The sequence below is a fragment of the Cyanobium sp. ULC065 genome, from assembly GCF_977927515.1.
Genome location: NZ_OZ376393.1, coordinates 1,017,233 through 1,041,101, shown reverse-complemented (window position 1 = coordinate 1,041,101; position 23,869 = coordinate 1,017,233). Strand labels below are relative to the sequence as shown.

Annotated in this window: 24 protein-coding genes, 1 tRNA gene and 1 pseudogene; 14 read left to right on the top strand and 12 right to left on the bottom strand. The window is 66.8% G+C overall.

Going from position 1 to position 23,869, the window contains the following annotated elements; translation table 11 throughout:
* Positions 1 to 98: 98 nt before the first annotated feature.
* Positions 99 to 932, bottom strand: coding sequence for a TatD family hydrolase (locus ACXMDP_RS05000; RefSeq protein ID WP_259728875.1), 834 nt, complete (start codon positions 930 to 932; stop codon positions 99 to 101).
* Positions 933 to 1,134: 202 nt separating this feature from the next.
* Positions 1,135 to 1,443, bottom strand: coding sequence for a 30S ribosomal protein S20 (gene rpsT / locus ACXMDP_RS04995; RefSeq protein ID WP_094510212.1), 309 nt, complete (start codon positions 1,441 to 1,443; stop codon positions 1,135 to 1,137).
* Between the two features lie 131 nt (positions 1,444 to 1,574).
* Between rpsT and hisD the strand changes: the two genes are divergently transcribed.
* The gene (gene hisD, locus ACXMDP_RS04990) at positions 1,575 to 2,858 is read left to right on the top strand and encodes a histidinol dehydrogenase (protein WP_094510427.1); all 1,284 of its coding nucleotides are present in this window, start codon (positions 1,575 to 1,577) and stop codon (positions 2,856 to 2,858) included.
* Positions 2,859 to 2,906: 48 nt separating this feature from the next.
* On the opposite strand, the gene rpiA is transcribed toward hisD, so the two are convergent.
* From rpiA to ACXMDP_RS04975, 3 genes are all read right to left on the bottom strand, one after another.
* On the bottom strand, positions 2,907 to 3,620 hold the full coding sequence (rpiA, locus tag ACXMDP_RS04985) for a ribose-5-phosphate isomerase RpiA (RefSeq protein ID WP_259728876.1): 714 nt from the start codon (positions 3,618 to 3,620) through the stop codon (positions 2,907 to 2,909).
* Positions 3,621 to 3,666: 46 nt separating this feature from the next.
* Entirely contained in the window at positions 3,667 to 4,689 is a 1,023-nt protein-coding gene (locus tag ACXMDP_RS04980) for a trypsin-like peptidase domain-containing protein (protein ID WP_259728930.1), read from the bottom strand.
* A gap of 257 nt (positions 4,690 to 4,946) precedes the next feature.
* Positions 4,947 to 5,747 (bottom strand): metallophosphoesterase, encoded by an 801-nt coding sequence (locus tag ACXMDP_RS04975; RefSeq protein ID WP_259728877.1) that lies wholly within the window; start codon positions 5,745 to 5,747, stop codon positions 4,947 to 4,949.
* Between the two features lie 104 nt (positions 5,748 to 5,851).
* Between ACXMDP_RS04975 and ACXMDP_RS04970 the strand changes: the two genes are divergently transcribed.
* From ACXMDP_RS04970 to ACXMDP_RS04945, 6 genes and pseudogenes are all read left to right on the top strand, one after another.
* Positions 5,852 to 6,136 (top strand): hypothetical protein, encoded by a 285-nt coding sequence (locus tag ACXMDP_RS04970; protein WP_094510209.1) that lies wholly within the window; start codon positions 5,852 to 5,854, stop codon positions 6,134 to 6,136.
* A gap of 155 nt (positions 6,137 to 6,291) precedes the next feature.
* Entirely contained in the window at positions 6,292 to 6,759 is a 468-nt protein-coding gene (gene rimP / locus ACXMDP_RS04965) for a ribosome maturation factor RimP (RefSeq protein ID WP_259728878.1), read from the top strand.
* 69 nt (positions 6,760 to 6,828) lie between these two features.
* On the top strand, positions 6,829 to 8,274 hold the full coding sequence (gene nusA, locus ACXMDP_RS04960; RefSeq protein ID WP_255099869.1) for a transcription termination factor NusA: 1,446 nt from the start codon (positions 6,829 to 6,831) through the stop codon (positions 8,272 to 8,274).
* A 10-nt stretch (positions 8,275 to 8,284) separates the two neighbouring features.
* Positions 8,285 to 8,563, top strand: coding sequence for a YlxR family protein (locus ACXMDP_RS04955; RefSeq protein ID WP_259728879.1), 279 nt, complete (start codon positions 8,285 to 8,287; stop codon positions 8,561 to 8,563).
* A 63-nt stretch (positions 8,564 to 8,626) separates the two neighbouring features.
* Positions 8,627 to 12,060 (top strand): annotated as a pseudogene (gene infB / locus ACXMDP_RS04950) (translation initiation factor IF-2).
* Positions 12,061 to 12,062: 2 nt separating this feature from the next.
* On the top strand, positions 12,063 to 12,821 hold the full coding sequence (locus ACXMDP_RS04945; RefSeq protein WP_259728881.1) for a low-complexity tail membrane protein: 759 nt from the start codon (positions 12,063 to 12,065) through the stop codon (positions 12,819 to 12,821).
* On the opposite strand, the gene ACXMDP_RS04940 is transcribed toward ACXMDP_RS04945, so the two are convergent.
* A complete protein-coding gene (locus ACXMDP_RS04940) occupies positions 12,753 to 12,995 on the bottom strand; it encodes a DUF3493 domain-containing protein (RefSeq protein ID WP_094510203.1) in 243 nt (80 codons plus the stop codon). The genes ACXMDP_RS04945 and ACXMDP_RS04940 overlap by 69 nt on opposite strands.
* Before the next feature lie 43 nt (positions 12,996 to 13,038).
* Between ACXMDP_RS04940 and ACXMDP_RS04935 the strand changes: the two genes are divergently transcribed.
* Positions 13,039 to 13,110: transfer RNA gene (locus tag ACXMDP_RS04935), tRNA-Thr, on the top strand.
* A 383-nt stretch (positions 13,111 to 13,493) separates the two neighbouring features.
* Here ACXMDP_RS04935 and ACXMDP_RS04930 read toward each other — a convergent pair.
* The 5 genes from ACXMDP_RS04930 to ACXMDP_RS04910 form a co-directional block, all read right to left on the bottom strand.
* On the bottom strand, positions 13,494 to 13,631 hold the full coding sequence (locus ACXMDP_RS04930) for a hypothetical protein (protein WP_259728882.1): 138 nt from the start codon (positions 13,629 to 13,631) through the stop codon (positions 13,494 to 13,496).
* Positions 13,632 to 13,644: 13 nt separating this feature from the next.
* On the bottom strand, positions 13,645 to 14,094 hold the full coding sequence (locus tag ACXMDP_RS04925; protein WP_259728883.1) for a cupin domain-containing protein: 450 nt from the start codon (positions 14,092 to 14,094) through the stop codon (positions 13,645 to 13,647).
* Positions 14,091 to 14,723, bottom strand: coding sequence for an alpha/beta fold hydrolase (locus ACXMDP_RS04920; protein WP_259728884.1), 633 nt, complete (start codon positions 14,721 to 14,723; stop codon positions 14,091 to 14,093). The genes ACXMDP_RS04925 and ACXMDP_RS04920 overlap by 4 nt, the downstream gene beginning before the upstream one ends.
* Positions 14,724 to 14,868: 145 nt before the next feature.
* Positions 14,869 to 15,072 (bottom strand): Nif11-like leader peptide family natural product precursor, encoded by a 204-nt coding sequence (locus ACXMDP_RS04915; RefSeq protein WP_259728885.1) that lies wholly within the window; start codon positions 15,070 to 15,072, stop codon positions 14,869 to 14,871.
* Positions 15,073 to 15,176: 104 nt separating this feature from the next.
* Complete coding sequence (locus tag ACXMDP_RS04910) at positions 15,177 to 16,142, bottom strand: cation diffusion facilitator family transporter (RefSeq protein WP_259728886.1); 966 nt, start codon at positions 16,140 to 16,142, stop codon at positions 15,177 to 15,179.
* A gap of 547 nt (positions 16,143 to 16,689) precedes the next feature.
* Between ACXMDP_RS04910 and ACXMDP_RS04905 the strand changes: the two genes are divergently transcribed.
* From ACXMDP_RS04905 to ACXMDP_RS04880, 6 genes are all read left to right on the top strand, one after another.
* A complete protein-coding gene (locus tag ACXMDP_RS04905; protein ID WP_259728887.1) occupies positions 16,690 to 18,465 on the top strand; it encodes an alpha-amylase family glycosyl hydrolase in 1,776 nt (591 codons plus the stop codon).
* A complete protein-coding gene (locus tag ACXMDP_RS04900; protein ID WP_259728888.1) occupies positions 18,456 to 19,238 on the top strand; it encodes an N-formylglutamate amidohydrolase in 783 nt (260 codons plus the stop codon). Before ACXMDP_RS04905 ends, ACXMDP_RS04900 begins: the two co-directional genes overlap by 10 nt.
* A 111-nt stretch (positions 19,239 to 19,349) precedes the next feature.
* Entirely contained in the window at positions 19,350 to 20,135 is a 786-nt protein-coding gene (locus tag ACXMDP_RS04895; RefSeq protein WP_259728889.1) for a transglutaminase-like domain-containing protein, read from the top strand.
* Positions 20,132 to 20,860, top strand: coding sequence for a peptidase (locus ACXMDP_RS04890; protein WP_094510422.1), 729 nt, complete (start codon positions 20,132 to 20,134; stop codon positions 20,858 to 20,860). The genes ACXMDP_RS04895 and ACXMDP_RS04890 overlap by 4 nt, the downstream gene beginning before the upstream one ends.
* A gap of 85 nt (positions 20,861 to 20,945) precedes the next feature.
* Positions 20,946 to 22,019, top strand: a complete 1,074-nt coding sequence (locus ACXMDP_RS04885) for a glycosyltransferase (RefSeq protein WP_259728890.1) — start codon at positions 20,946 to 20,948, stop codon at positions 22,017 to 22,019.
* A gap of 17 nt (positions 22,020 to 22,036) precedes the next feature.
* On the top strand, positions 22,037 to 22,480 hold the full coding sequence (locus tag ACXMDP_RS04880; protein WP_259728891.1) for a glycosyl-4,4'-diaponeurosporenoate acyltransferase CrtO family protein: 444 nt from the start codon (positions 22,037 to 22,039) through the stop codon (positions 22,478 to 22,480).
* A gap of 428 nt (positions 22,481 to 22,908) precedes the next feature.
* On the opposite strand, the gene ACXMDP_RS04875 is transcribed toward ACXMDP_RS04880, so the two are convergent.
* Positions 22,909 to 23,631, bottom strand: coding sequence for a SpoIIAA family protein (locus ACXMDP_RS04875; protein WP_259728892.1), 723 nt, complete (start codon positions 23,629 to 23,631; stop codon positions 22,909 to 22,911).
* Positions 23,632 to 23,869: the final 238 nt, after the last annotated feature.

Below are 23,869 nucleotides of genomic sequence, written 5' to 3'. Positions count from 1 at the left end.
GCCGGAAGGGGCGGCCCGCCTGAATCCGGCCTATGGAGCTCGGTTCAAGACTGCTGACGTCGACAATGGAGCGCTCGCTCTGCCAGACCAATAAAACATCATACACATTGAGGAATGGATGTCACAGGAAGTCGAAAAAGACCTACCGCATTGGCGGTGCTGCAAGCCGCCACTTCTGTGAGGGTTTCCCCGCGCAACACAGCCATCCGCTCGGCCACTGAGGCCACAAAGGAGGGTTCATTGCGCTTGCCCCGACGGGGGACCGGTGCGAGGAACGGGCAATCGGTTTCCACCAGATAGCGGTCGGCCGGCACCTGGCGGGCACAGGCGTGGGTGGCTTCGGCTTTGGCGAAGGTGACGGTGCCGCTGAAGCTGATCAGCAGCCCCAGCTCCAGAAAACCTTCCATTTCTTCAGGGGTTCCGCCCCAGCAGTGCATCACCCCGCGGGGGCAGCGTCCTTCGCTCTGCCGGGCTCGCAGCTCGGCCAACATGGGTTCGGCCGCATCGCGGCAGTGGATGATCACCGGGAGATCCAGCTCCACGGCCAGGTCCAGCTGCGGACGCAGGATGTCAAGCTGCACCTGAAGATTGGTGGCGCGGAAGCTGTCAAGGCCCAGCTCCCCGATCGCCACCACCCGCCCATCGGCCTGAGCGGCAGCGCGCAGCACCGCGGGGGTGTCGTCCTGCCAATGCTCGGTGTCGAGCGGATGAACCCCCACGGAGTAGCGCAGCTCAGGGATGCGATCGGCAAGGGCGCGAATCGCCGGAATCTCGGCAGGTTCGACGCAGGCGTGAAGCACGGAGACCACCCCGGCCTGGCGCCAACGCTGAATCACTTCCTCGAGATCGTGCTCGAAGTTGCGAAACACCAGATGGCAGTGGCTGTCGATCAGTGCTGGCGTGGTCAGTGCTGGCGCGGACTGGCCTGTCATGACGGCGGCGTGGAAGGGCAGCGGCGTAGACCGGACAGAGAGGTGGAGACGAGGTAGTGCCCTGGACTGCAAGGAGCCCTGCAGGGGAGGGCAGCTTGGAGGAGGGGGTGGCACCTGTAGGACATCTGCCGGGGCTGCAGTGCCTGCAAGCTCAGGCAGTGAGCTGCGCTGATGGACAAAGGAGAGAAACCCCGGCGGGCGATCAGGCCTTCGGGGCTGTCGCCGGCTCGATCGCCTGTTTCACGGCGTGGCTGAGCCGGGACTTCTGGTTGGCGCCGGTGTTGCGGTGAAGAACGCCGCGCTTGACGGCCTTGTCGATCTTACTGAAGGCCGCATTCATGGAGCTGCGAACCGCTTCCTTGGCCTCATCGCCAGGCTGCTGCTCGTAGCTGGAGACGGCGGTGAGGCAGCGCTTCATGAGCGTGCGCACAGCCGACTTATAGGAGCGGTTCTTCAGCCAGTTGCGCTCGGCAACCAGGATGCGCTTCTTCGAGGATTTGTTATTGGCCACAGGCGGGTTCGGCGCTGAATCGGCAGTCGCTGATCCTACCTTCAACCCTGCCGACCTGCCCAGGGGCGGGGATCTAGCCTCAACCGACACGCACGAGGCCCCCGGTGACCAACGCACCAGCAGCTCTGGCGATGCAGGTGCTCCAGGAACCGGAGGCGATCGGCAGCCGGCTGGAGGAGATCGCCCAGCGCACCGGCAGCGCCGAGATGAGCGAGGCCGCACGGCAGGTGGACGCGATCCTCGAGCGGGTGCGCCTGGAAGGGGATCAAGCGCTGCTGGATCTCACCGAACGCTTCGATGGTGTGCGGCCCGACCCCCTGCGCATTCCGGCGGAAACGCTCGCCGAAGCCTGGCGCACCTGCCCCGCAGACCTGCGCAGTGCCCTGGAGCTGGCCCATCGCCGCATCCTCGATTTCCACCAGCGCCAGCTGCCCCGCGACATCAGCGTCAGCGGCGTGCATGGCGAGCGCCTGGGCCGGCGCTGGAGCCCGGTGGATCGGGCCGGGCTGTATGTGCCTGGCGGCCGGGCCTCTTACCCCAGCACCGTGCTGATGAATGCGGTCCCCGCCACTGTGGCGGGCGTTCAGCGCCTGGTGATGGTGACCCCACCGGGTCCCGACGGCTGGCCCAACCCGATCGTGCTGGCAGCGGCCCACCTGGCCGGCATCCGTGAGATCTACCGCGTCGGAGGGGCCCAGGCGATCGGGGCGCTCGCCTACGGCACGGATTCGATCCCGCGCGTGGATGTGATCACCGGCCCGGGCAACCTTTACGTGACCCTGGCCAAGAAAGCGGTGTACGGCCGGGTGGCGATCGATTCCCTCGCCGGCCCGAGCGAGGTCCTGGTGATCGCCGACCAGAGCGCCAATCCCACCCATGTGGCGGCCGATCTGCTGGCGCAGGCGGAGCACGACCCGATGGCGGCGGCAATCCTGCTTACCACCAGTGCCGCCGTGGCCAAGGCCGTGCAGCATGAGGTGGAAGCCCAGTTGCGCAACCACCCCCGGGCGGAACTGGCGGCCACCGCCCTGCGCGACTGGGGGCTGATCGGCATCTGCGCATCGCTGGAAGAGGCGGCTCGGCTCAGCGACCGCTTCGCTCCGGAACACCTTGAGCTGCTGGTGGAGCGGCCAGCCCCACTGGCCGACCACATCCGTCATGCCGGAGCGATCTTCCTCGGCCCCTGGAGCCCTGAGGCGGTGGGCGACTACCTGGCCGGCCCCAACCACACCCTGCCCACTTCAGGCACGGCCCGCTTCGCCGGCGCCCTCAGCGTGGAAACCTTTCTCCGCCACACCAGCCTGATCCAGTTCAACCGCCAGGCCCTGGAGGCCACCGGCCCCGCCGTGATCGCCCTGGCGGACAGTGAAGGCCTGCACAGCCATGCGGAATCGGTGCGGCTGCGGCTGAACTGAAGCCCGCCGCAACCGCTCTTGTCACACCGCCACAACCGCTGACGCCGGTCAGCGCTTCGGCAGGTCTTTCACCTCGGGCACGCCATCGGTGATCTGACCCACCAGCACCTGGTCGGCCAGGTTGACGAACAGACCGTTTTCAAGCACGCCGGGGATGTTGTTGATCTCCTGCTCCAGCGAAACCGGGTCGCCGATCCCGCCGGGGAACTTCAGGTCGAGCACGAGATTGCCCTGGTCGGTCACCACCGGGCCGGCCTTGCGCACGGCCATGCGCAGCTCCACCTCCGCGCCGATCACCTCCAGCTCCGACTTCACCTGACGCCAGGCGGCGGGCAGCACCTCCACCGGCAGAAGAAAACCCAGATTGAGCCGTTCCACGAGCTTGGTGGAATCCACCACCACAACGAAGCGCTGGGCACGGCGCGCCACCAGCTTTTCCTGCACATGGCAGGCACCGCCGCCCTTGATCAGCTGGAAGTTGGGGTCGACTTCATCGGCACCGTCGATCGCCAGGTCGATCCGCTCCACCGCGTTGAGGCTCTGCAGCGGGATGCCGAGCTCCGCAGCCAGCACTTCGCCTTGAAACGACGTGGTCACGCCCACGATGTCGGTGAGTTCACCCCGGCTGAGCTTGGCGCCCAGCTCCTTGATCATCAAGGCAGCCGTGGAGCCTGAGCCCAGACCCAGCACCATGCCATCCCGGATCTGGTCAACGGCCGCAGCAGCCACCGCCTGCTTCATGCGGTCCTGCAGATCTGACATCGAAGGCGCGCCAAAGGCCGTGACCGTAGCAAGGGCGCTGCCAGGCTCAGGCGGGGTGGGGCAGGGCGCCGGGACGGATCGAGAGCTGCAGTTCGCGGGCACCACGCACCACTTTCAGCGGCAGGCTTTCTCCGACCTTGGAAGCCTCCACCTGCTCCAGCAGGCTGGCTGGATCCCGCACCGGCCGATCGGCCGCCGCCACCACCAGGTCGCCGCGGCGCAGGCCGGCGGTTTCGGCCGGGCTGTCGGGCAGCACACGCTGCACCAACGCGCCATCGCGCTCCGGCAGCTGGAGAATCGCATCGGGATCACGGTTGTTGTCACGGGCGCGGCGGGCAGTGAGCGGCACCAGCTGGAGGCCCAGGTAGGGATGCACCACCTGGCCACCGGTGCGCAGCTGGTCGGACACCCGCCGGGCCAGGTTGATCGGGATGGCGAAGCCCAGACCCGCACCGGGACCGGAGCGCACCAAGGTATTGATGCCGATCACCTCTCCGCTGGCATTGATCAGTGGCCCCCCGGAATTGCCGGGATTGATGGCGGCGTCGGTCTGGATCAGATCAAGCCGCTTGTCGGCGAAGCCAAGGCTGGTGATGTTGCGGTGCAGGCTGCTGACGATGCCGAGTGTGACCGTGCGCTCCAGTCCGTAGGGGCTGCCCAGGGCGATGGCCCAGTCACCCACTTCCAGGGCCTCGGAATCACCAAGGGGAGCGGCAACCAGATCGGGCGAGGCGTCGATGCGCACCACCGCCAGGTCGGTGACCGGATCGGCGCCCACCACCCGGCCATCCAGCTGGCGGCCGTCAGCGAGGGTGACCTCCACCAGATCGGCCCGATCCACCACATGGGCGTTGGTGAGCACCAACCCGGAGGCATCGATCACCACGCCGGAGCCCTGACCCCGCTCCCGGGTGCTGCTGGAGGGGTCACCGAAGAGATCACGCAGCAATGGATCGAGCAAGGCGGGGTCGAAGGCCTGGCGCGCCACACTGCGCTCGGTGTCGATCCGCACCACCGATTCCCCCACCCGCCGGGCGGCCTGCGACACGAAGCTGTGGGGTGGAACCATCGCAGCCGCTGGGGACGGGGCACTGGGAGGCGCGGCCGTATCGGCTCCGGCTGTGCTGGCTGCAGCCGTGTTGGACGTAGCTGGGACCGGGACGGTGGCCGCTGGCGCCGCCGCTGAGGGGGGGGCGACGGCCAGGGCGGATCCCGGGCCCGCCGTGATCAGCAGCAAGGCCAGCGGCAAGGCCAACAGGCGCAGCCACAGGGTACGGAGCACGCTGGAGTCGGAGGACACGGGCCCGAGACGTGAGGCCACTGACGCTAGGGGGGTGACGCTTCACTCGCTGGCGCCGAGCCGGGGGCGGCGGCGGCAGGCCAGCGCCGCAGTTGCTGCTGCCAGCGGCCGTCCGGGGCCAGCTCCCAGACGCGCCCGCCGGGATCGCAGGCACGGCCCAGCGGGCAGGCCTGCACCGCCTCAAACTGGCGGTGGGTGGAAGGACACCCCAGCAGCTGCACGTCGGGCCGGCCGGGCAGCACCCCCCGCCAGTGCTGATGGATGTGCCCGAAGGTGACCGCCCTGAGCCAGGGGCAGGCCGCCAGCAGCTCAAGCAGGGCAGCAGGGTGCCGCAGGGCGATCCCATCCATGACGCCGTGGCCGATGGGCACCGGCGGATGGTGCAGGGCCACCAGCAGGGGGCGGTCGGCCGCTTGCAGTTGCGCTTGCAGCCAGCGCAGCTGATCCGGGCCGAGCCCACCATCGACGCGGCCAGCCAGGTGGGTGTCAATCATCAGCAGCCGCCATTCACCCAGATCGACGGCGGCCGGTGCGATCACGGCCTGCCGGCCCAACGCTGCCCGCAACAGGGCCGGGTGGTCGTGGTTGCCGGGCAGCAGCGCCACCGGCCAGCCCCGGGCGCTCAGCAGCTGGCCCAACCGCACATAGCCACCCCACGACTCGTCCTGGCAGAGGTCGCCGCTGATCAGCAGCAGATCGAAGGGAGCTTCGCCCGGCGCAAGGGCCTGCTCCAGCGCACTGGCCAGCGACGCGTTCGGCTGAAAGCCATGAAGCCAGCCGTGCGGATCGGCGAGCAGATGGGGGTCACTGAGCTGAAGGAGGCGCACAGCTGGCAACGGGAACTTTTTGACGTCGCACCTTTTCGACGTCGCAACAGTGGGGCCCGGGCCCGCAGATAGCAGCCTAAGTTGCCTCCAACCGCCGCCATGCCATGGCTTCGATCCCCCCCGGCACCCGCGTGCGCTGCGCACTTTGTCAGGTGGAGATCCAGGGGATGGTCGGTGGCAATGACCAGGTGCTCTTCAGCCAGGGCGCTCCCGGCACCCGCGCCAAGCTCTGGGCGAGGGTCTGCCAATACGTGAAGGAGCCGCAGCGCTGCATCAACCAGGACGCGGCCCTGCGCGGTGAAGCAGGGGTGGACGACTTTTACGGGGAGGCCCCCAGCCTCGGCCTGTTCGGCGGCGCCCCGAGCACCAGCCTGGGCACCACGGAGTGAGGCGTCGCCTGGCCGCTGGGCGGTGCTGGAGCACCGACCTCTAGGATGACGAAGTGCCCGGCGGGCATACCCAGGCGCACGAGCTTGCTCCAGCGTCCGGGGCAGTTCTCTGCAGGAGCCGGTCGGGCTCGCTCCACTGCTCCTGACCCGGCCCGGTGCCCCACCCCCTTCTTCCCGCACTGGAATCCCTCGCGCGCCGGGTGGCTGACACAACCGGATTTCGCGTGGTGGAGGCGCAGATCCAGACCCATCGCCATCCCTGCATCGTTCTGGTGCAGATCCGCACTGGTGATGGCGGCGATGTGACCCTCGACGATTGCGCCGCATTCAGTGGTGCCCTGGCTGAGGCGATGGAGGCCGAAGAGCTGCTGAGCGAGGCCTATGTTCTCGAAATCAGCAGTCCTGGTCTCAACGACACGCTGGTTGAAGACCGTGACTTCCACAGCTTTCGGGGTTTCCCGATCGAGGTGCGGTTCCGGGATTCCAGCGGAGCTGAATGCACCCGTGCCGGGCTGTTGCTGGAGCGCGACGACGCCTTCCTGCACCTCAACGTCCGTGGCCGCCGCCAGCGGATTCCCCGCCAAGACGTGCTGACCGTCAGCCTCACCCGGCCGAGCGAGTGACTCCGCCCGCAGCCTGAGCGGCGCGCCGCTTCCCAACCCGATTGTTGTTCCAACCCCTCTTCCCATCCCATGGCGCTCGTTCTTCTCCCCGGTCTGCAGAACCTGATCGAGGACATCAGCGATGAGAAGAAGCTGCCCACCCAGGTGGTGGAAGCGGCCCTGCGCGAGGCGCTGCTGAAGGGCTACGAGCGTTACCGCCGCACCCTCTATCTCGGCATCAGCGAGGACCCGTTCGAGGAGGACTACTTCAGCAATTTCGATGTGGCCCTCGATCTTGATGAGGAGGGCTACCGCGTGCTCGCCAGCAAGATCATCGTCGAGGAGGTGGAGAGCGAAGACCACCAGATCGCCCTCGCCGAGGTGCAGCAGGTGGCGGAAGACGCCCAGATCGGCGACACCGTGGTGCTCGATGTCACCCCCGAGAAGGACGATTTCGGCCGCATGGCCGCCTCCACCACCAAGCAGGTGCTGGCCCAGAAACTGCGCGACCAGCAGCGCCGCATGATCCAGGAGGAGTTCGCCGATCTGGAGGATCCCGTGCTCACCGCCCGGGTGATCCGCTTCGAGCGCCAGTCGGTGATCATGGCGGTGAGCTCCGGGCTTGGCCGGCCGGAGGTGGAGGCGGAGCTGCCTCGTCGCGACCAGCTTCCCAACGACAACTACCGCGCCAATGCCACCTTCAAGGTGTTCCTCAAGGAGGTGAGCGAGGTGGCGCGCCGCGGGCCGCAGCTGTTCGTCTCCCGGGCGAACGCCGGCCTTGTGGTGTACCTCTTCGAAAACGAAGTACCGGAAATCCAGGAAGGTTCCGTGCGCATCGTGGCGGTGGCGCGGGAAGCCAACCCCCCGTCACGGGCCGTGGGGCCACGCACCAAGGTGGCAGTGGACAGCGTGGAGCGCGAAGTGGACCCCGTGGGGGCCTGCATCGGTGCCCGCGGCTCCCGCATTCAGCAGGTGGTGAACGAGCTGCGGGGCGAGAAGATCGACGTGATCCGCTGGTCTCCCGATCCGGCCCAGTACATCGCCAATTCGCTCAGCCCGGCACGGGTGGAGATGGTGCGGCTGGTGGATCCGGAAGGGCATCACGCCCACGTGCTTGTGCCGCAGGACATGCTCAGCCTGGCGATCGGCCGGGAAGGCCAGAACGTGCGCCTCGCCGCACGCCTCACCGGCTGGAAGATCGACATCAAGAACGCGGCCGAATACGACCAGGTGAGCGAGGACGCCCGCGCCGCCGAGCTGATCGCCCTGCGCGAGGAAGACGAGCGCCAGCAGGCCGAGGCGGAAGCCCGCCTGGCGGTGGAGCAGGCCAACCGCGCGGAGGAGGATGCGCGCCTGCGGGAGCTCTATCCCCTGCCCGAAGACGAGCTCGACCTCCAGGAAGAAGACGAAGAGCCTGTCTATGAAGGTGAAGCCGAGCCTGGGGAAGACGCTGAAACAGAGGCCGACGCGGAAGCGGCAGCTGACCTGGAGCCCGAAGGCGAACCCGATGCGGAAGCTGAGCCGCTCAACGGCTGAGGGTCACCCGATGGCGACCTCCCCCACCCTGCGGCTTTGTGTGAGCTGCCGCCTGCTCGCCGACCGGGACCAGTTCCTGCGGGTTATCCGCCTGGCGGGTGGCGGCATCGCCCTGGATCAAGGCATGGGCCGCTCGGCCTATCTGTGCCCCACCCGGGCCTGCTTTGACGAGGCGAAGCGGCGAAAGCGGCTGCAACGCGCCCTGCGCTGCGCGGTGGCGGAATCCACCTATGCCGCGCTTGAACAGCGGCTGAACCGCTCTCCGGCAGCAGCCTCTGAGGCAAGATGATTGATGGCTGCACCGCGTGTGGGGCCCGGCGGCACCTGCGGCCCCGACCGATCGGAGACCTGAATGACCAGCAGCGGCAAAGTGAGAATCTATGAGTTGTCCAAGGACCTGGGCCTGGACAACAAGGACGTGCTCGACGCTGCCGAAAAGCTGTCCATTGCCGCCCGCAGCCACAGCAGCTCGATCAGCGATGACGAAGCTGCCCGCATCCGGAAGCTGATCCGCCCCAACGGCAGCGGCATCTCCCGACCCACGCCGCCCTCCATGACCGCCCCGAAGCCCGCGACACCGCCGCTGGCGGAGCCTGGCAAAGCGATCCTGGCCGTGAAGAAAGCGGCTCCTGTAACGCCGCCGGCCACCGCGGCCGCCTCATCTGTTGCCGCACCTGAACCCCCCCCGGCCCGGCCGCCAGCTCCTCCGGTCATCGTTGCCCAGCCGGCCCGCCCTGCGGTTTCCCCGCCAGCGCCGGTGAAACCTGTTCTGGTGCAATCTGCCGCGCAGCCTGCGGCTCAGAAGCCCCCCTCCACCACTCCGCCACCAGCCAGGCCCACGGCGCCGCTGCCCACACGTGCGCCGGCCGCCGGCACATCGCCTCCCTCCCGGCCCCCTGCCGCGCCCCCTTCGGCTGCCGCACCTTCGGCTGCCGCCAAGCCGGCACCCTCACGGCCGGTGGCCCCTCCCGCGCGCCCTGCCACCCCGGTGAGCAAGGCCCCGGCCATGCCGGCACGCAAACCCGAAGCGCCTGCGGCCAGCACGCCCACCAGCCCCCGTCCGGTCGCCGCACCCGCCACCAGCCCCCGGCCCAGCACCAGCCCCCGGCCCGTGCCCGTGCCCCGCGGCAATGCCCCGTCGAGCCGTCCGGCGCCGCCCCAGCGCCCCAGCGTGCCGACCCGCGCCGACGGTGGCGGCAAACCCCAGGTGATCGGACGGGTGGCACCCGGTCAGCCCCAACCACGCCCGGCCGCGCCCAGCCCTCCGCCGGCACAAGCAACCGGCCGGCTCCGCCTTCGGGGCGGCCAGCCCTCAGCCAGCGCCCGGCCGGCGCCCCGCAGCGCACTCCAGCGCCGAGCCCCCGGCCGGTGCAGGCCCGCAGCCCCTTGGAGCTGGTGGGCAAGCCGATCCGCCGCGACGCTGCCGGTCCTGGTGCTCCCGGCAAGCCGGGCCCGCCGATCCGGGCCGGCGGCATGCCTCAGGGCATGCGCAAGCCGGTGGCGCCCGGCGAGCTCATGCAGCTGCAGAAACCCGGCACCCGCCCCACTGCCCCGCCCCCGCGCCGGCCTGAACGCGGCGAGATCGCCAGCCCTGCCGATGCCGGCCCACGGCCCACGGCCACTCCACCGGCCGCGCCGCGGCGCCCGGGATTCCGCACGCCCCAGCCGGCCGGGAAGGCCCGTCGCCCGGAATGGGACGACAGCGCCAAGCTCGAAGCACTGCGCAGCAAGTCGCCGCAGAAGCTGCGCCAGAAGGTGCACATCATCGGCGAAAACGATGATGCGCTCACCGCTGAAACCGGCGGATTCGCCGGCGAGCACGAAGCCCAGGTGCTTCAGGCCAGTCTGGCCCGCCCTGCCAAACCACGCACCCGCCAGAGCGCCCCGGCGGCCAAGCCGGTGGTGGCGATGCGCAAGCGCAAGAAGGAAACCACCCGCCAGCGCCAGCGGCGCCGGGCCATGGAACTGCGCGCCGCCCGCGAGGCCAAGGCCACCCGGCCGGAAATGCTGATCGTGCCCGAGGGCAACCTCACGGTGCAGGAGCTCGCCGACCGCCTCGGGGTGGAGAGCTCCGAGATCATCAAGTCGCTCTTCTTCAAGGGCATCATCGCCACGGTCACCCAGACCCTCGATCTCTCCACGATCGAAACGGTGTCTGAGGAGTTCGGCGTTCCCGTGCTCGAAGACGACGTCCAGGAAGCCGCCAAGAAGACGGTGGACATGATCGAGGAGAGCGATCTCCAGCATCTGATCCGCCGACCACCCGTGGTCACCGTGATGGGCCACGTCGACCACGGCAAAACCAGCCTGCTCGACGCCATCCGCAAGACCCGCGTGGCCGCTGGAGAAGCCGGTGGGATCACCCAGCACATCGGCGCCTATCAGGTCACGATTCCCCACGCCGGCGAAGAGCGCCGCATCACCTTCCTCGATACCCCGGGCCACGAGGCGTTCACCGCCATGCGTGCCCGCGGCACCAAGGTCACCGACGTGGCCGTGCTGGTGGTGGCTGCCGATGACGGCGTGCGCCCCCAGACCCTCGAGGCGATCAGCCACGCCCGCGCCGCCGAGGTGCCGATCGTGGTGGCGATCAACAAGATCGACAAGGAAGGCGCCCAGCCCGACCGCGTCAAGCAGGAGCTCTCCGCCCAGCAACTGGTGGCCGAAGACTGGGGCGGCGACACGGTGATGGTGCCGGTGAGCGCCATCAAGCGGGAGAACATCGACAAGTTGCTGGAGATGATCCTGCTGGTGTCGGAGGTCGAAGACCTCCAGGCCAACCCTGACCGCATGGCCAAGGGCACCGTGATCGAAGCCCACCTCGACAAGGCCAAGGGCCCGGTGGCCACCCTGCTGATCCAGAACGGCACCCTCCGTGCCGGCGACGTGGTGGCCGCCGGCCCCGTGCTCGGCAAGGTGCGCGCCATGGTCGACGACACCGGCAAGCGGGTGAAGACGGCGGGTCCGTCCTCGGCCGTTGAAGCCCTCGGCTTCAGCGAAGTGCCCACCGCCGGTGACGAGTTCGAGGTCTACCCCGATGAGAAGACAGCCCGCTCGGTGGTGGGGGAACGGGCCACCGAGGCCCGCGCCACCCGGCTGGCCCAGCAGATGGCCTCACGGCGGGTGTCGCTGGCCTCCATGTCGGGTCAGGCGAGCGAGGGCGACCTCAAGGAGCTCAACTTGATCCTCAAGGCCGATGTCCAGGGCAGTGTGGAGGCGATTCTCGGATCGCTCGAACAGCTGCCCCAGGGCGAGGTACAGGTGCGGGTGCTGCTCTCGGCACCGGGCGAGATCACCGAAACCGACGTGGACCTCGCTGCCGCCTCCGGTGCGGTGATCGTGGGCTTCAACACCTCGATGGCACCAGGCGCCAAGCGCGCCGCCGATGCCACCGGCGTCGATGTGCGCGACTACGACGTGATCTATAAGCTGCTCGAGGACATCCAGCTGGCCATGGAAGGTCTTCTGGAGCCGGAGATGGTGGAGGAAACACTCGGCGAAGCGGAGGTGCGCGCGGTGTTCAGCATCGGCAAGAGCGCCGTCGCGGGTTGCTATGTCACCAACGGCAAGCTGCAACGCAACTGCAAGGTGCGCGTCCACCGCGGCAAGCAGATCGTGTTCGAGGGCGACCTCGACTCCCTGCGTCGCAACAAGGACGACGTCAAGGACGTGGCCACCGGCTTCGAATGCGGCATCGGCTGTGATCGATTCGCCAACTGGCAGGACGGCGATCGGGTGGAGGCTTACAAGCTCGTCACCCAGCGCCGCACCCTCAGCACCAACTGACCATGAACCCCCGCAGCGAGCCTCTGCTGTGGATTCAACTGCTTGGCCTGGCAGCACTTCCCGCCGAATTGCTGCTGGCCTTCCTGTTGCTCGCCGGGGCTGACCCAGGCCCGCTACCCGGCCTGGAGAGGCTGCTTTGCTGGTCGCTGGGAGCGTTGCTGCCGGCGGTGCTGTTCTGGCGCCAGCCACCCGATGTGTGGTCGGTGCTGGTGGTGCAGATCCCCCTGCAAGGGCGGCGGGAGTTGCAGCGGCGCCTGAGTGCCTTGCAGGCACCCCTGGCAGTGAAGGTGGTGGGGGCGGCCGGCACGGTGTTGCTGCTGGCACTGGTATGGCTGATGGACGATCGCGCCGGGCTGGCCATGGCCGTGTCACCACTGGCGGGCAGCTCCAGGCTGGTGACGCTGCTGCTCACGATCCCCCTGCTGGCCGTCTGCCTGTGGCAGTGGCAGCAGCTGTGTCAATCCGCCTGGCTGCTGAGCCGGCCAGAAGCGCTGGTTGCATGTGCGGCGCCAGGTGGCCTCAGCCTGGAGGCCACCGCCAGGGAGCGCCTCTGCCTGGGTCTGCCGCTGCTGCTGCCCGAGCCCCTGCTGCTGGCCGAGCTGCTGCCCGCTCAGCCCCTCGTTATTCCTGCTCCAGCCACCAGCTCCAGCTCCTCACCCACCACCACTTCCATCACGGCCAGCGAGGTGGACTCAGCGATCGCGCCAGAGCAGCACGCCGAAGAGGAGCAGGGCTCCGCTCTGGATGATCAGGTCTCCTGAGGCCAGCTCTCCCCCCGCCGAGACCCGCATCGCCATGGTGGCCAGGCCGATCGCCGCAGATGCGCTGAAGGCAAACCACAGGCCTCGGCGCAGCCCGCGCCAGGGCGTGCGTGCTTCCTCCAGCAATCGGGCCCGCAGTTCGGGATCGAGCGGCCTGGGCGGGGTGGGTGGCATCGGCAGGCGCTGGGGTAGGGCTCGATGCTAGTTTCCATGGATTGCCGGTGTAGCTCAGTGGTAGAGCAACTGATTCGTAATCAGTAGGTCGTCGGTTCAAGTCCGATCACCGGCTTTCTCTTCTCGTTTCACTCGCCGCAATTTCGGCGGCACCTCTTTATCTCTGACGACTATTCAGGCTCACCATTGATCTGAGCAGCAATTCGTCAGGGTGACGATCAGCCAGCGTCACGATGGGCGTCATCCAGGGCGCCAGCGGGACGATCAGTCAGGATCACGATGTCCGCCGCCAGGATTGGTGTCACCACGATTGGCAGGGTGGCGTTCGGCGGCGTCGATCAATCGGGCTTCCCCACCTCCACCTCCATTGGCTCTGGCTTTTGACTTTGTTCTTGACGTTCAGTCGTTGGTGTCGCGTCGCGAACGCCAGAGTGTTCGTGTCAGGGACGAGGGGATAAGTCTCGGCAGTCGCGAAGGAGTGCTCGTAGCGCAGATGTGTCAGGGGGTGATCGTGCGGCGCGGCGTCGCCGGAGGGAAGGGAAGGCCGTCAGGTCGGGATGGGTAGGGAAAGTCCGCCAGGGCGGGATTGGCCGTGAGCAGCATCAGCCGCTCAGTCTCTGCTGGGGTCACCAGCATCCGATCGAATGGATCACGGTGCGGCTGTGGGAAGGTTCCGGTCCGAAGCCGATGGACGCGGCGAATCCACAGAACCTGAACAAGGAAGATGGTGCGCTTCCTCGTTGCGCTGCGGAAAGGACAGATCCAGCACCACGCACCCCTCATCACTGCGGAAGGGGCCGTGCAGTTCCCCCGGAGGACGGCTGGCGTAATGGCCCGCCTCCAGCCAGATCCCGAAGGCGGCGTCGTGAAGGCGGCCACTCACGATGAAGATCTCCTCTGGAAACGTGTGGGCCTTGGCGCCGAAGGGGGTGGTGTCGGCTCCCGGCAGAAAGCGGGTGAGGCGGGTGATCTCGCCGCTGCTGGGGTCGTGGCTGAGGATCAGCTCCTGCACCTGGCCTTCCAGTCCTTCGATCCAGCGCCAGCGGTGCTGCTCCGCCGGCAACAAGGGATTCCAGTAGGTGGTGGTGGATTTGCTCATGGCTGGAGCTGCAGGTGGTCGGCGATCAACGCAGCCACGAGCGCGGCGTGGGTCATCGCCAGATCGTGATCGCCCCCGGGGATCACCTGCAAGCGGCTGCGGGGGATCGCCTGCGCCAGCGCCTCGCCCACACCCACGGGACTGATCGGATCGGCATCGCCCCAGAGCAGCAGCACGGGCAGGCGCAGCTTGGGCAGCTGGCCGGTGAGGTCAACCGCAGCCTCGCTGAACCAGGCCGGCAGGTCGGGGTGGCTGGCGCGGAAGCCCGGACGCCAATCGAGTGCGCCATGGCGGGCCATCGGCAGGCCGCCGGAGGTGGCAGCGAGCACCAGATGGGTCACTTGGCGAGGCCGCTGCAAGGCGGCCTGAACTGCCAGCACCCCGCCCATGGATTGGGCGATCAGCGCGCAGGGACCATCCAGCTGGGCCAGCACCCGTTGCAGCAGATCCGACCAGCCGTTGATGGCGGGGTCGCGGGGCGTGCCGCCGAAGCCTGGCCAGCCCAGGTGGCGGTGCGGCAGGCCAGCCGCGCTCAACCGTTCAGCGACGGGATGCCAGAAGCAGATGTTGCCGGAGGCTCCGGGGAGAAACAGGAGCCGCTCGGGCGCTGCTGCCGGGATGCATTCCATGCGGCTTCTCCCCACCACGCTTGATCCTGCCGGACGTTCTCATGGGTGCCCACGCGCTGAGGGAGCGAATCCGCAGCCAAAACCGCGCTCAACGCCGAGGCCGGTGGGTCTGTTCTGGGCTGGAACTGTTCTGGACTGGAACGACTCAGGCCTTCAGGGCGGCCGGACCGTCGGCCTGACGGCGGTGCTCCTCGCGGGCAAGGCGCAGATCGTGGCGGGTGACGGCGTAGCCAAGTTTGCGCGCCACCAGCAGGAATTCCTTCAGGGAGCGGCAGTGACGCAGCGGTGATCGCAGCGCCGGATCCTGCTCCGCTTCGGCCACCAATCGCTCCAGTTCGCTCCAGCTCATGGCGCCCGCTGCATTTGCTTCAGCGTTACCGCAAGCAGCGGTGGCGGCAAGTGGCCGCGCAACAGTCCGACGTCGTCAAGCCAGCACCGACTGCGCGTAGAAGCTCAAGGGGACGCGGCGCAGTCGTCGTGGCTGACTTCCAGCTGCAGCGTGCTCTGCCGGATTCCCAACGCCTGTAACCGCTGGCGGGCTTCTGTCAACAGAGCGCGGCCATCGTCGGTGGATGCATGGTCGTGGCGCACCAGATGGGCCGTGAGTGCCAGCCGGGAGGTGCTGACCCCCCAGACGTGCAGATCGCGCACATCGACCACATCCGGCAACTCCAGCAGCGCCGCGCGGATCGCCGCCAGGTCGGTGCCACGCGGCGCGGCATCGAGGCTCACGGCAATCGCCTCACGCAACAGAGAAAGGGCGCTGATCATCACCACAATGCCGACCCCGATGGCGGTCAGGGGATCCAGCCAGGCCCACTGGGTGAGACCGACCAGCAGGGTGCTGACCAGCACGGCAACGGACACGGCCGCATCGGTGAGCAGATGCAGCACAGCTGCGCGCTGATTGAGGTCGTGGTGATGGTGCTGGCCGAACAGGCGCGCCGAGAGCAGGTTGATGACCACTCCGGCCGCCGCCGCCCAGGCCACTGGCGCAGGATGCAGCGCCACAGGCGCAGACAACCGCTCGATGGCTTCCACCACCACCACGCCACCGGCCACCAGGATCAACAGCCCGTTCGCCAGCGAGGCCATGTGGGTGGTGCGGCCATAGCCGAAGGTGAAGCGTCCTTTCGCCGGCCGCTGACTCAGCCGCTCCGCCCCCCAACCGAGCGCCAGACCCACCACGTCTCCGAGGTTGTGCAGGGCGTCACCGACCAGGGCCAGGGAGCCGAAGCTCAGGCCGATCACCAGCTGCAGGCTGGTCAGCACGGTGTTGAGCAGCACGCTCCACTTGAAGGCGCCGGCAGGGCTGCGGCCGTGCTGGTGGCCGTGGGAACGGCCGTGGGATTGGTTGGGGTTGGGGTGGTGGTCGTGCTCGCTCGGAGCGATGGAGGGTGAGGAACGATTCGCGTTCACCGGTGGCCCCTGCGGTCGTAGGAAAGCTAAGCGGCGCTCAGGCGCCCATCACGGGCGAAGGCTTGCTGAAGGGGTCATCTGATGGGGTTCTGCAGAGCCGTTCCCGGTGTGAATGCTCAGAGGCGTACAGGGATACGGCTTCTGATGCGTGAAGGCAATGATGCCGGTGGATCATTTTTGCGGACGATGCTGAAGGGTCCTTGCTATGGGCAATGTCTGCTGATCCTTGCTCCGTGCTCCCTGCGGAGGCTTGCTCTGGATGTCCTGCCGTTGCAGGATCCGGGTGAGAGCCGCGGATGGTTGCTCCTGATCCTTCCGTGTGCTGACTGCTGCTGACAGAGCCATGGCACTTTCCACGTGTTGAAGCGAGGTAAATCCGCTGCACATCGCATCAGACTGCACGTGATTGCAGCGCCTGAAGAGCTCGCTTACCAGTCATTCTGTCGTTCCGATTCGAACGCTAAAGCAAGCGATCTGAAGCCTCTTCCTTGTGAAAGAGTGGAAACATCGGGAGCCAGTCATGGGGCAGCAGCAAGCCGTCACAGGCATGGGAACCATTCTTTGCGCGGATGGCGTGGCGTTCCGCGTATGGGCGCCCAATGCCAGGGGGGTGGCCGTGATCGGCACCTTCAACGATTGGGACAGCCGCGTGACTCCAATGCAAGCGGAGGAGGGAGGCTATTGGTACGCCAAGGTGGCGAATGCAGGGATTGCTGATCAATACAAATATGCCATTGATACCGGCAAAGACACAGTTTCCCGTATCGATCCCTATGCCCATGAGGTGACCAACTCCGCAGGGAATGGGGTGATTCATGATCCCAGCTTCCACTGGGGAGAAGAAGGCTTCTCCATGCGCGGCTGGAACGAGCTCGTCATCTACGAGCTGCATGTTGGCACCTTCAATGACGAATCCAGCGGCCCAGGCAAATTCTTGTCGATCACAGCTCGGCTGGAGCACCTGAAGCGGCTTGGCATCAATGCGATTCAGATCATGCCAGTGAGCCAGTTCGCAGGGATGCGCTCCTGGGGCTACAACCCATCCAACATCTTTGCAGTGGATTCGGATTACGGCGGATCCCTGGGCTTCAAGCAGTTCATCAAGGAATCCCATGCGGCTGGCATCGCGGTGATCCTTGATGTTGTTTACAACCATTTCGGCCCCAGCGACCTCGATCTCTGGCGATTTGATGGCTGGTGCGAAAACGATCAAGGAGGCATCTACTTCTACAACGACCACCGCGCGCTCACGCCCTGGGGGGCAACCCGTCCGGATTACGGCCGCGGGGAAGTGCGTCAATACATCCTCGACAACGTGCGCATGTGGATCACGGAGTACCACCTCGATGGCCTGCGCCTCGACAGCACGCTGTTCATCCGAAGCATCGATGATGCGGGCACCGAAGATCTTCCGGACGGTTGGAGCCTGTTGCAGGCCATCAATGAAACCACTGCTCAGCTTCAACCCGGCTTCCTAACCATCGGCGAAGATCTGGAAAGCAATGCCTGGATCACCAAGGATGTAGGCGCTGGAGGCGCTGGCTTCGGTTCGCAGTGGGATCCGCGTTTCGTGCGAGCGATTCGCCAGGCGATGATCACAACGCAGGATGAAAGCCGTTCCTTGCACAGCATTCGAGAGGCCATCCTTTACCGCTACAACGACGACGCCTTTGAGCGCGTGATCTACAGCGAATCCCACGATGATGTGGCCAACGGCCAGTCACGTGTACCGCAGGATGTCAACCCCGACGATCCCACGGGTTGGTTTGCCCAGAAGCGCTCCACCATGGCAGCAGCCCTGGTGCTGACCTCGCCGGGCATTCCCATGCTCTTTCAGGGGCAGGAGTTTCTGGAGGGGGGCTGGTTTCGTGATTCGGTGCCCGTCGACTGGGACCAACGTGATGAGTTCCGGGGGATTGTGCGGATGTACCGGGATCTGATCCGCCTTCGTCTCAACCGTGAAGGTGTGTCACGCGGGCTGTGTGGGCAGTTCACCCAGGTGTTTCACCTGAATGAGGAGCGCAACGTGATCGCGTTTCACCGCTGGGATCAAGGTGGTGCGGGAGATGATGTGGTGGTGATCGTCAACCTCCTCAACGGCTTCCAGGACAACTACACCGTGGGCTTCCCTGGAGCAGGCACCTGGGAGCTGCGCTTCAACAGCAACTGGCAGGGCTACAGCGATCTGTTCGATGATCACCTCTGCGGTGACGTGGAAGCAGTGGCCCAGAGCAGAGACGGGCTTCCCTGGTCAGCCGCCGTGGCGCTGGCGCCCTACAGCGTGCTGATCTATTCCCAGGCGACGGCCAGACCTTGCCACTGAACCCTCTTCTGGAGGCGGCGGATCCGCCGGTGTTCCGCGTCGTTCGCCCCACCGGCCGCTCGGCGGTGCTGCTCACGGCCGACCATGCCGGCCGTGCCATTCCGCGTCGTCTGAACCGCCTCAACCTCAGCGACACCGTGCTTGACACGCACGTGGCCTGGGATCTGGGGGTGGCCCAGCTGGGGCTGGGGCTGTCGGCGCGGCTCGACGCCTTTCTGATCCTGCACAACTACTCACGGCTGGTGATCGACGCCAACCGCCCTCCAGAGGCGCCCGATTCGATCGTGTGCCTCAGCGAGCACACCCTCATTCCCGCCAACGCCGACCTCTCCGCAGACGAGCGGCAGCAGCGGCTGGAAGAGCTGTTCCAGCCCTACCACCGGCGCATCGGCGCCGAGCTGGAGGCCCGCCAGCAACGGGCCCGGCCCAGCGTGCTGGTGGCGCTGCACAGCTTCACGCCGGTGCATGCCGGCGACGTGCGTCCCTGGCATGTGGGCGTGCTGCACGGCCGCGATGGCCGCCTGGCCGGACGGGTGCGTGAGCGGCTGGAGCGGGAGCAGGGGCTGTGCGTGGGCAACAACGAGCCCTACGCGGTCTGCGACGCCAGCGATTACACAGTGGTCGTGCACGGCGAGCACCGCCGGATTCCGCATGTGGAGCTGGAAATCCGCCAGGACCTGCTGGCCAGCGAAGCCGGACAGCGCGAGTGGGTGGAGCGGCTCGCCGCTGTGCTGCTGGATGCGCTGACAGAGGGATTCCCGCCGCTTCCCTGAGAGCAGACGTTCTTAAGCTGGGACATGGAAAGACCTGAACGCCCCACCCCGACGCCAGCGGAACCACTCCCAGCGGAACCGACGCCAGCGATTCAGCCGCTGCAGATTCGCGTGGGGTTTGATCTGCTGCTGCGCTGCCAGCGGCCCACGCCGATGATCGTGATCCTGGGGGTGCATGACTCCCGCGCCTGCGATCTGCTGGAAGCGGACCCGCTGCAGTTATCGCCGCAGGTGCCCTGCCAGTCGTACGTGGACACCTACGGGAACCACTGCAACCGGCTGCTGGCCCCCGCCGGGCCCATGCGCCTGCGGGGCCGTGGCCTGGTGGCCGACAGCGGCCTGCCGGATCCGGTACTGCCCTGGCTGGAGCAGCAGCCGGTGGAGCTACTGCCGGATCACGCCTTGCTGTTCCTGCTGGCCAGCCGCTTCTGCGAGAGCGACCTGCTCACGGACTTCGCGTGGTCCCAGTTCGGCCAGGCGCCCGAAGGCTGGGGGCGGGTGCAGGCGATCTGCGATTTCGTGCATCAGCACGTGCGCTTCGACTACAACCGCTCGAGCCCGACAAAATCGGCCCTGCAGACCTTCGAAAGCCGCGTGGGGGTCTGCCGTGATTTCGCCCATCTGGCCATAGCCCTCTGCCGCTCCATGAACATCCCGGCGCGATACTGCACCGGTTATCTGAGTGACATCGAGGTGCCACCGCCCCATACCGCCATGGATTTCTCGGCCTGGTTCGAGGCCTATCTCGGCCAGGGCTGGCACGTCTTCGACCCGCGCAACAACACCCCGCGGATCGGGCGGATCCTGATCGCCCGGGGCCGGGATGCGGCGGATGTGGCCCTCACCACCAGCTTCGGGCCGTCGGTGCTGGAGTCGTTCGAGGTATGGGCGGCATGACTTACTGCGTGGCGGTGCTGTTGGAGAGCGGCATGGTGTTCGCCTCCGATTCACGCACCAATGCAGGCCTTGATGATTTCGCCAGCTTCTGCAAGATGACGGTGTTCGAGCGGCGCGGCGATCGGGTGCTGGTGCTGCTCAGCTCCGGCAGCCTGGCCGGCACCCAGGCGGTGATCAGCCTGCTGCGTCAGCGCGCTGACGCCGACGACGGCACGCCCAACGTGTGGACGGCCCGCACCATGTTCGACGTCATGGGCCTCGTTTCCGATGCGGTGCGGGCGATCGAAGAGCGCGATGGCCCTTACCTCAAGGGGGCGGCCGGTGGCTTCAATGCCTCCTTCCTGGTGGGCGGGCAGATCAAGGGGGAAGCGCCACGCCTGTTCCGCATGTACGCCGAAGGCAACTTCATCGAGGCCAGTGAAGGCACCCCGTTCCTGCAGACCGGCGAGGCGAAGTACGGCAAACCGATCATCGACCGGGTGATCGACCGCGACACCACCCTGGCGGAAGCGGCCAAATGCGTGCTGGTGTCGTTCGACTCCACCATGCGCAGCAATCTGTCGGTAGGGATGCCGATCGACCTGCTGCTCTACGAGCGGGACAGCCTGGCGATCCAGCAGCGCCGCCGCTTCGCGGAAGGAGATAGCTACTTCAAGCAGCTGAGCGGCGAGTGGAGTGCGGGCGTGCGCAAGGTGTTCCGGGAGCTGCCAGAACTCGCCTGGTAAGCAGGTCAACCCTGCCGCGCTGTTCTCACCATGGGGCGGCCTACCTAGCTTGGAGAGATACCGCCGGAGCCGACCGTTGGACCTGGTGGCGATTTCTCTTGTGGTGCGCTGGTTGCTGGGCTGGGCCCTCTGCCAGCGGCTCACGCGGCTTCCCGAGCGCCGGCTGCAGGGCGAGCAGACGATTTCCGTGCTGATTCCCGCCCGCGACGAGGAGCGAACCCTGCCCAACCTGCTGCCAGCCCTGCAGGCTCAGAGCCTCAAGGGGTTGGAGGTGATTGTGGTCGACGATCACTCCAGCGATCGAACGGCAGACATCGCCCGTGCCGCCGGCGTGAAGGTGATTCAACCGCCGCCGCTGGCCGAGGGCTGGTGCGGCAAAACCTGGGCCCTGCACCATGGCGTGCGCGCCAGCACAGGCGACATCCTGGTGTTTCTCGACGCCGACACCGAACCGCGGCCCGAGTTTCTGGAGCGGCTCCTGGCCACCCGTCAGGCTCTGGGCGGGCTGGTGTCGGTGCAACCGTTCCACCGCACCGAAAAGCCCTACGAACAGCTGTCGATGCTGTTCAACCTGGTGGGGTTGATGGCGGTGCCGATGGGGCCGGGGTGCGGGGTGGCGTTCGGTCCGGCGATGGCCACCAGCCGCGCCGACTACGACCGGGTCGGCGGCCATGAGGCGGTGGCAGGCAAGGTGGTCGAAGACTGGTTCATGGGCCATCTCTACGAAAAGGCCGGGCTGCCGGTGAGCGCCTACATCGGCGATGGGCTGATCGAATACCGCATGTACCCCGGCGGCCTCCACGACATGGTGGTGGGCTTCGCCAAGAACTTCGCCACCGCCGCCGGTGAGGTGCGCTGGCTGTGGATGCTGGCGGTGTTGCTGTGGCTGTCCGGTCTGTTCTGGGCGGCCTGGTGCCTGCCGGCGGCGCTGCTCGGCTGGCCGATGGTGGGGGATGCCACCCTGGCACCCAACCTGGTGCTCTACCTGGCGTTCGCCCTGCAGCTGCTGGTGATCACCCGGCGGGTGGGGGATTTCGGCTGGATCTGCCTGATCTTTCCGCTGCCGGTGCTGTTCTTCCTGGCGGTGTTCCTTCTGGCCATCCTGAATCTTGAGCGCGGCACGATCGAATGGAAAGGCAGGCGTTTTCCGACGCGCTAGCGGCCCTCGCCTGTGCGTTGGGCTGGTTGCTGTGGTCGCTGCTGATCGGCTGGCTCGCTCAGCGGCTGCCGCTGGCGGCCCTTGAGCGTGACACCTGGCTGACCGCGCGGCGACCCTGGCCGGAAACGACCCAGGGCTACGAGCGCCGGCTGGGAATCCGGCGCTGGAAATCCCTGCTGCCCGATGCCGGCGACGCCTTGCCGGGTGGAGTGCGCAAAAACACCCTGGTACGGCGGGATGCCGCCACCCTGCAACGGCTGGTGGCGGAAACCCGGCGCGCCGAGCTGGTGCACCTGGCGCTCTGGCCCTTCTGGCTGCTCACGGCCCTGTGGTTGCCGCCGCTGGGTGCGTGGATCAGCCTCGGCTTCGCCACCCTGTTCAACCTGCCCTGCCTGTGGCTGCAGCGCTACAACCGCCTGAGGCTGGAGCCCGTGCTGCGGGCGCTGCAGCAGCAGTCATGAGAAAGCCCGATGGCAAGGCCACCGGGCTTCGCTCCTCTGGGGTGTGACGATCAGGCCAGGGTCAAGGACAGGCGTGATCTCAACACGGGTGAATCAGATGAACCAAGGGCGAATCAATCGATTCGCAAAAGATGAAGTTGTGGGACGGAGTTGCTGCCGCTGGCACCTGGGGCCATGGTGATCAACGGAATGGCTTCATCCATACCCATGGGCACCTGAAACGATGCATTGGGTGGCTGCAAAGAGCAACCATAAAGCCACGATGTCCTGCGAGACTGTTGGAGCAGGGTCCGAAACGTCAGCGCACTCCTGATCGATGTTCAGGGGGAGTATCTGCCAAATGGTGCCTCCGAATCCCAACAAATGAATCATGGAACGGTGGGCCGAAACCGTCCATCGCTCTGTACATCTGTTCATGCTTGCGCCGGTCACTGCCGGATCCACACCTCCGCCAAGGCGGCATCCGTGGAATCGAAGAAGCGGGTTTCGGCGGTGATGAAGCGGGAGGTGGCCTTTTCGGCCAGCTTCTGCCACACCTTGTTGCCCACCAGGGCCACACGCCGGATCGCCCGCTGATGGTCGCGGATCAGCCCCAGGTGGCGGCTCAGCGCCGCCAGCCCAGCCCAGCCGTCAAAGGCGCTCAACTCGAGCAGCAGCCGCACGCCGTCGAGGCCGGCGAAAGCCGCCGCGATCTCCTCGTCGGCGTGGGCGTAGGCACCGGCATCCAGCGAGCCGATCAACCGCACCGTCACCACATCGGCGTCACGGGACACCTGAATGAGGCCGAGAGCCTCGCTCAGCCAGCGGCGCGCCTCCTCAGGTTCGGCAGTGCCGAACACCCGCACGGGGTAGGGCAGGGCCACGGCGATGGCCGGCAGGCCGTGCCGCATCCAGGCCACATCGGTGACCACAGCCAGCCGCTCAAAACCGTCCCAGTGCCGCAATCCCTCTTTGGTGTCTTCCCAGGCGGCCCCCAGGCTGAAGCCTTGAAAATCGTCTCCGAGGCAGGCCAGCGCCTTGATGCGGTCGTGCTCCTCCAGTGCTCGATCCAACGCCGGAGTGAGCACAAGATTGTAATCATCGGCCGTGATCTTTCCTCTGAACTGAAAACCAAGTGTGCCTTCCGGCAGATCATCGATGGTTTCAATCATGGGGCCTACAGCCAGGAAGATCCATAGCAACCGTAGCCATCGCTCAGCAAACGGCCCACGCACCGAGCGGCAACACACGCCTGCAGCGAAAGCGCTGCAGGTTGCAACAACCAAGGGAAGGCGCTGCTCAAGCAGGGATGGCGCGCCTGAGTGATGGGGCACGCGCTTGGGAAGCGCATTTGGTACAACAACGCCGTGGCCAATCAAGGCACGTTGCAGGAACGGACGTGCGGATTCT

Coding starts and splice junctions, on each gene's coding strand:
- ACXMDP_RS04980 (WP_259728930.1), bottom strand. CDS start 4,689: ATGGTTCCACCCCACAGCTTCGTGTCGCAGGCCGCCCGGCGGGTGGGG.
- ACXMDP_RS04930 (WP_259728882.1), bottom strand. CDS start 13,631: ATGCTGGTGACCCCAGCAGAGACTGAGCGGCTGATGCTGCTCACGGCC.
- ACXMDP_RS04890 (WP_094510422.1), top strand. CDS start 20,132: ATGACTTACTGCGTGGCGGTGCTGTTGGAGAGCGGCATGGTGTTCGCC.
- ACXMDP_RS04955 (WP_259728879.1), top strand. CDS start 8,285: ATGGCGACCTCCCCCACCCTGCGGCTTTGTGTGAGCTGCCGCCTGCTC.
- ACXMDP_RS04925 (WP_259728883.1), bottom strand. CDS start 14,094: ATGAGCAAATCCACCACCACCTACTGGAATCCCTTGTTGCCGGCGGAG.
- ACXMDP_RS04875 (WP_259728892.1), bottom strand. CDS start 23,631: ATGATTGAAACCATCGATGATCTGCCGGAAGGCACACTTGGTTTTCAG.
- hisD (WP_094510427.1), top strand. CDS start 1,575: ATGCAGGTGCTCCAGGAACCGGAGGCGATCGGCAGCCGGCTGGAGGAG.
- ACXMDP_RS04905 (WP_259728887.1), top strand. CDS start 16,690: ATGGGAACCATTCTTTGCGCGGATGGCGTGGCGTTCCGCGTATGGGCG.
- ACXMDP_RS04970 (WP_094510209.1), top strand. CDS start 5,852: ATGGCTTCGATCCCCCCCGGCACCCGCGTGCGCTGCGCACTTTGTCAG.
- ACXMDP_RS04945 (WP_259728881.1), top strand. CDS start 12,063: ATGAACCCCCGCAGCGAGCCTCTGCTGTGGATTCAACTGCTTGGCCTG.
- ACXMDP_RS05000 (WP_259728875.1), bottom strand. CDS start 932: ATGACAGGCCAGTCCGCGCCAGCACTGACCACGCCAGCACTGATCGAC.
- ACXMDP_RS04915 (WP_259728885.1), bottom strand. CDS start 15,072: ATGAGCTGGAGCGAACTGGAGCGATTGGTGGCCGAAGCGGAGCAGGAT.
- rpiA (WP_259728876.1), bottom strand. CDS start 3,620: ATGTCAGATCTGCAGGACCGCATGAAGCAGGCGGTGGCTGCTGCGGCC.
- ACXMDP_RS04940 (WP_094510203.1), bottom strand. CDS start 12,995: ATGCCACCCACCCCGCCCAGGCCGCTCGATCCCGAACTGCGGGCCCGA.
- ACXMDP_RS04920 (WP_259728884.1), bottom strand. CDS start 14,723: ATGGAATGCATCCCGGCAGCAGCGCCCGAGCGGCTCCTGTTTCTCCCC.
- nusA (WP_255099869.1), top strand. CDS start 6,829: ATGGCGCTCGTTCTTCTCCCCGGTCTGCAGAACCTGATCGAGGACATC.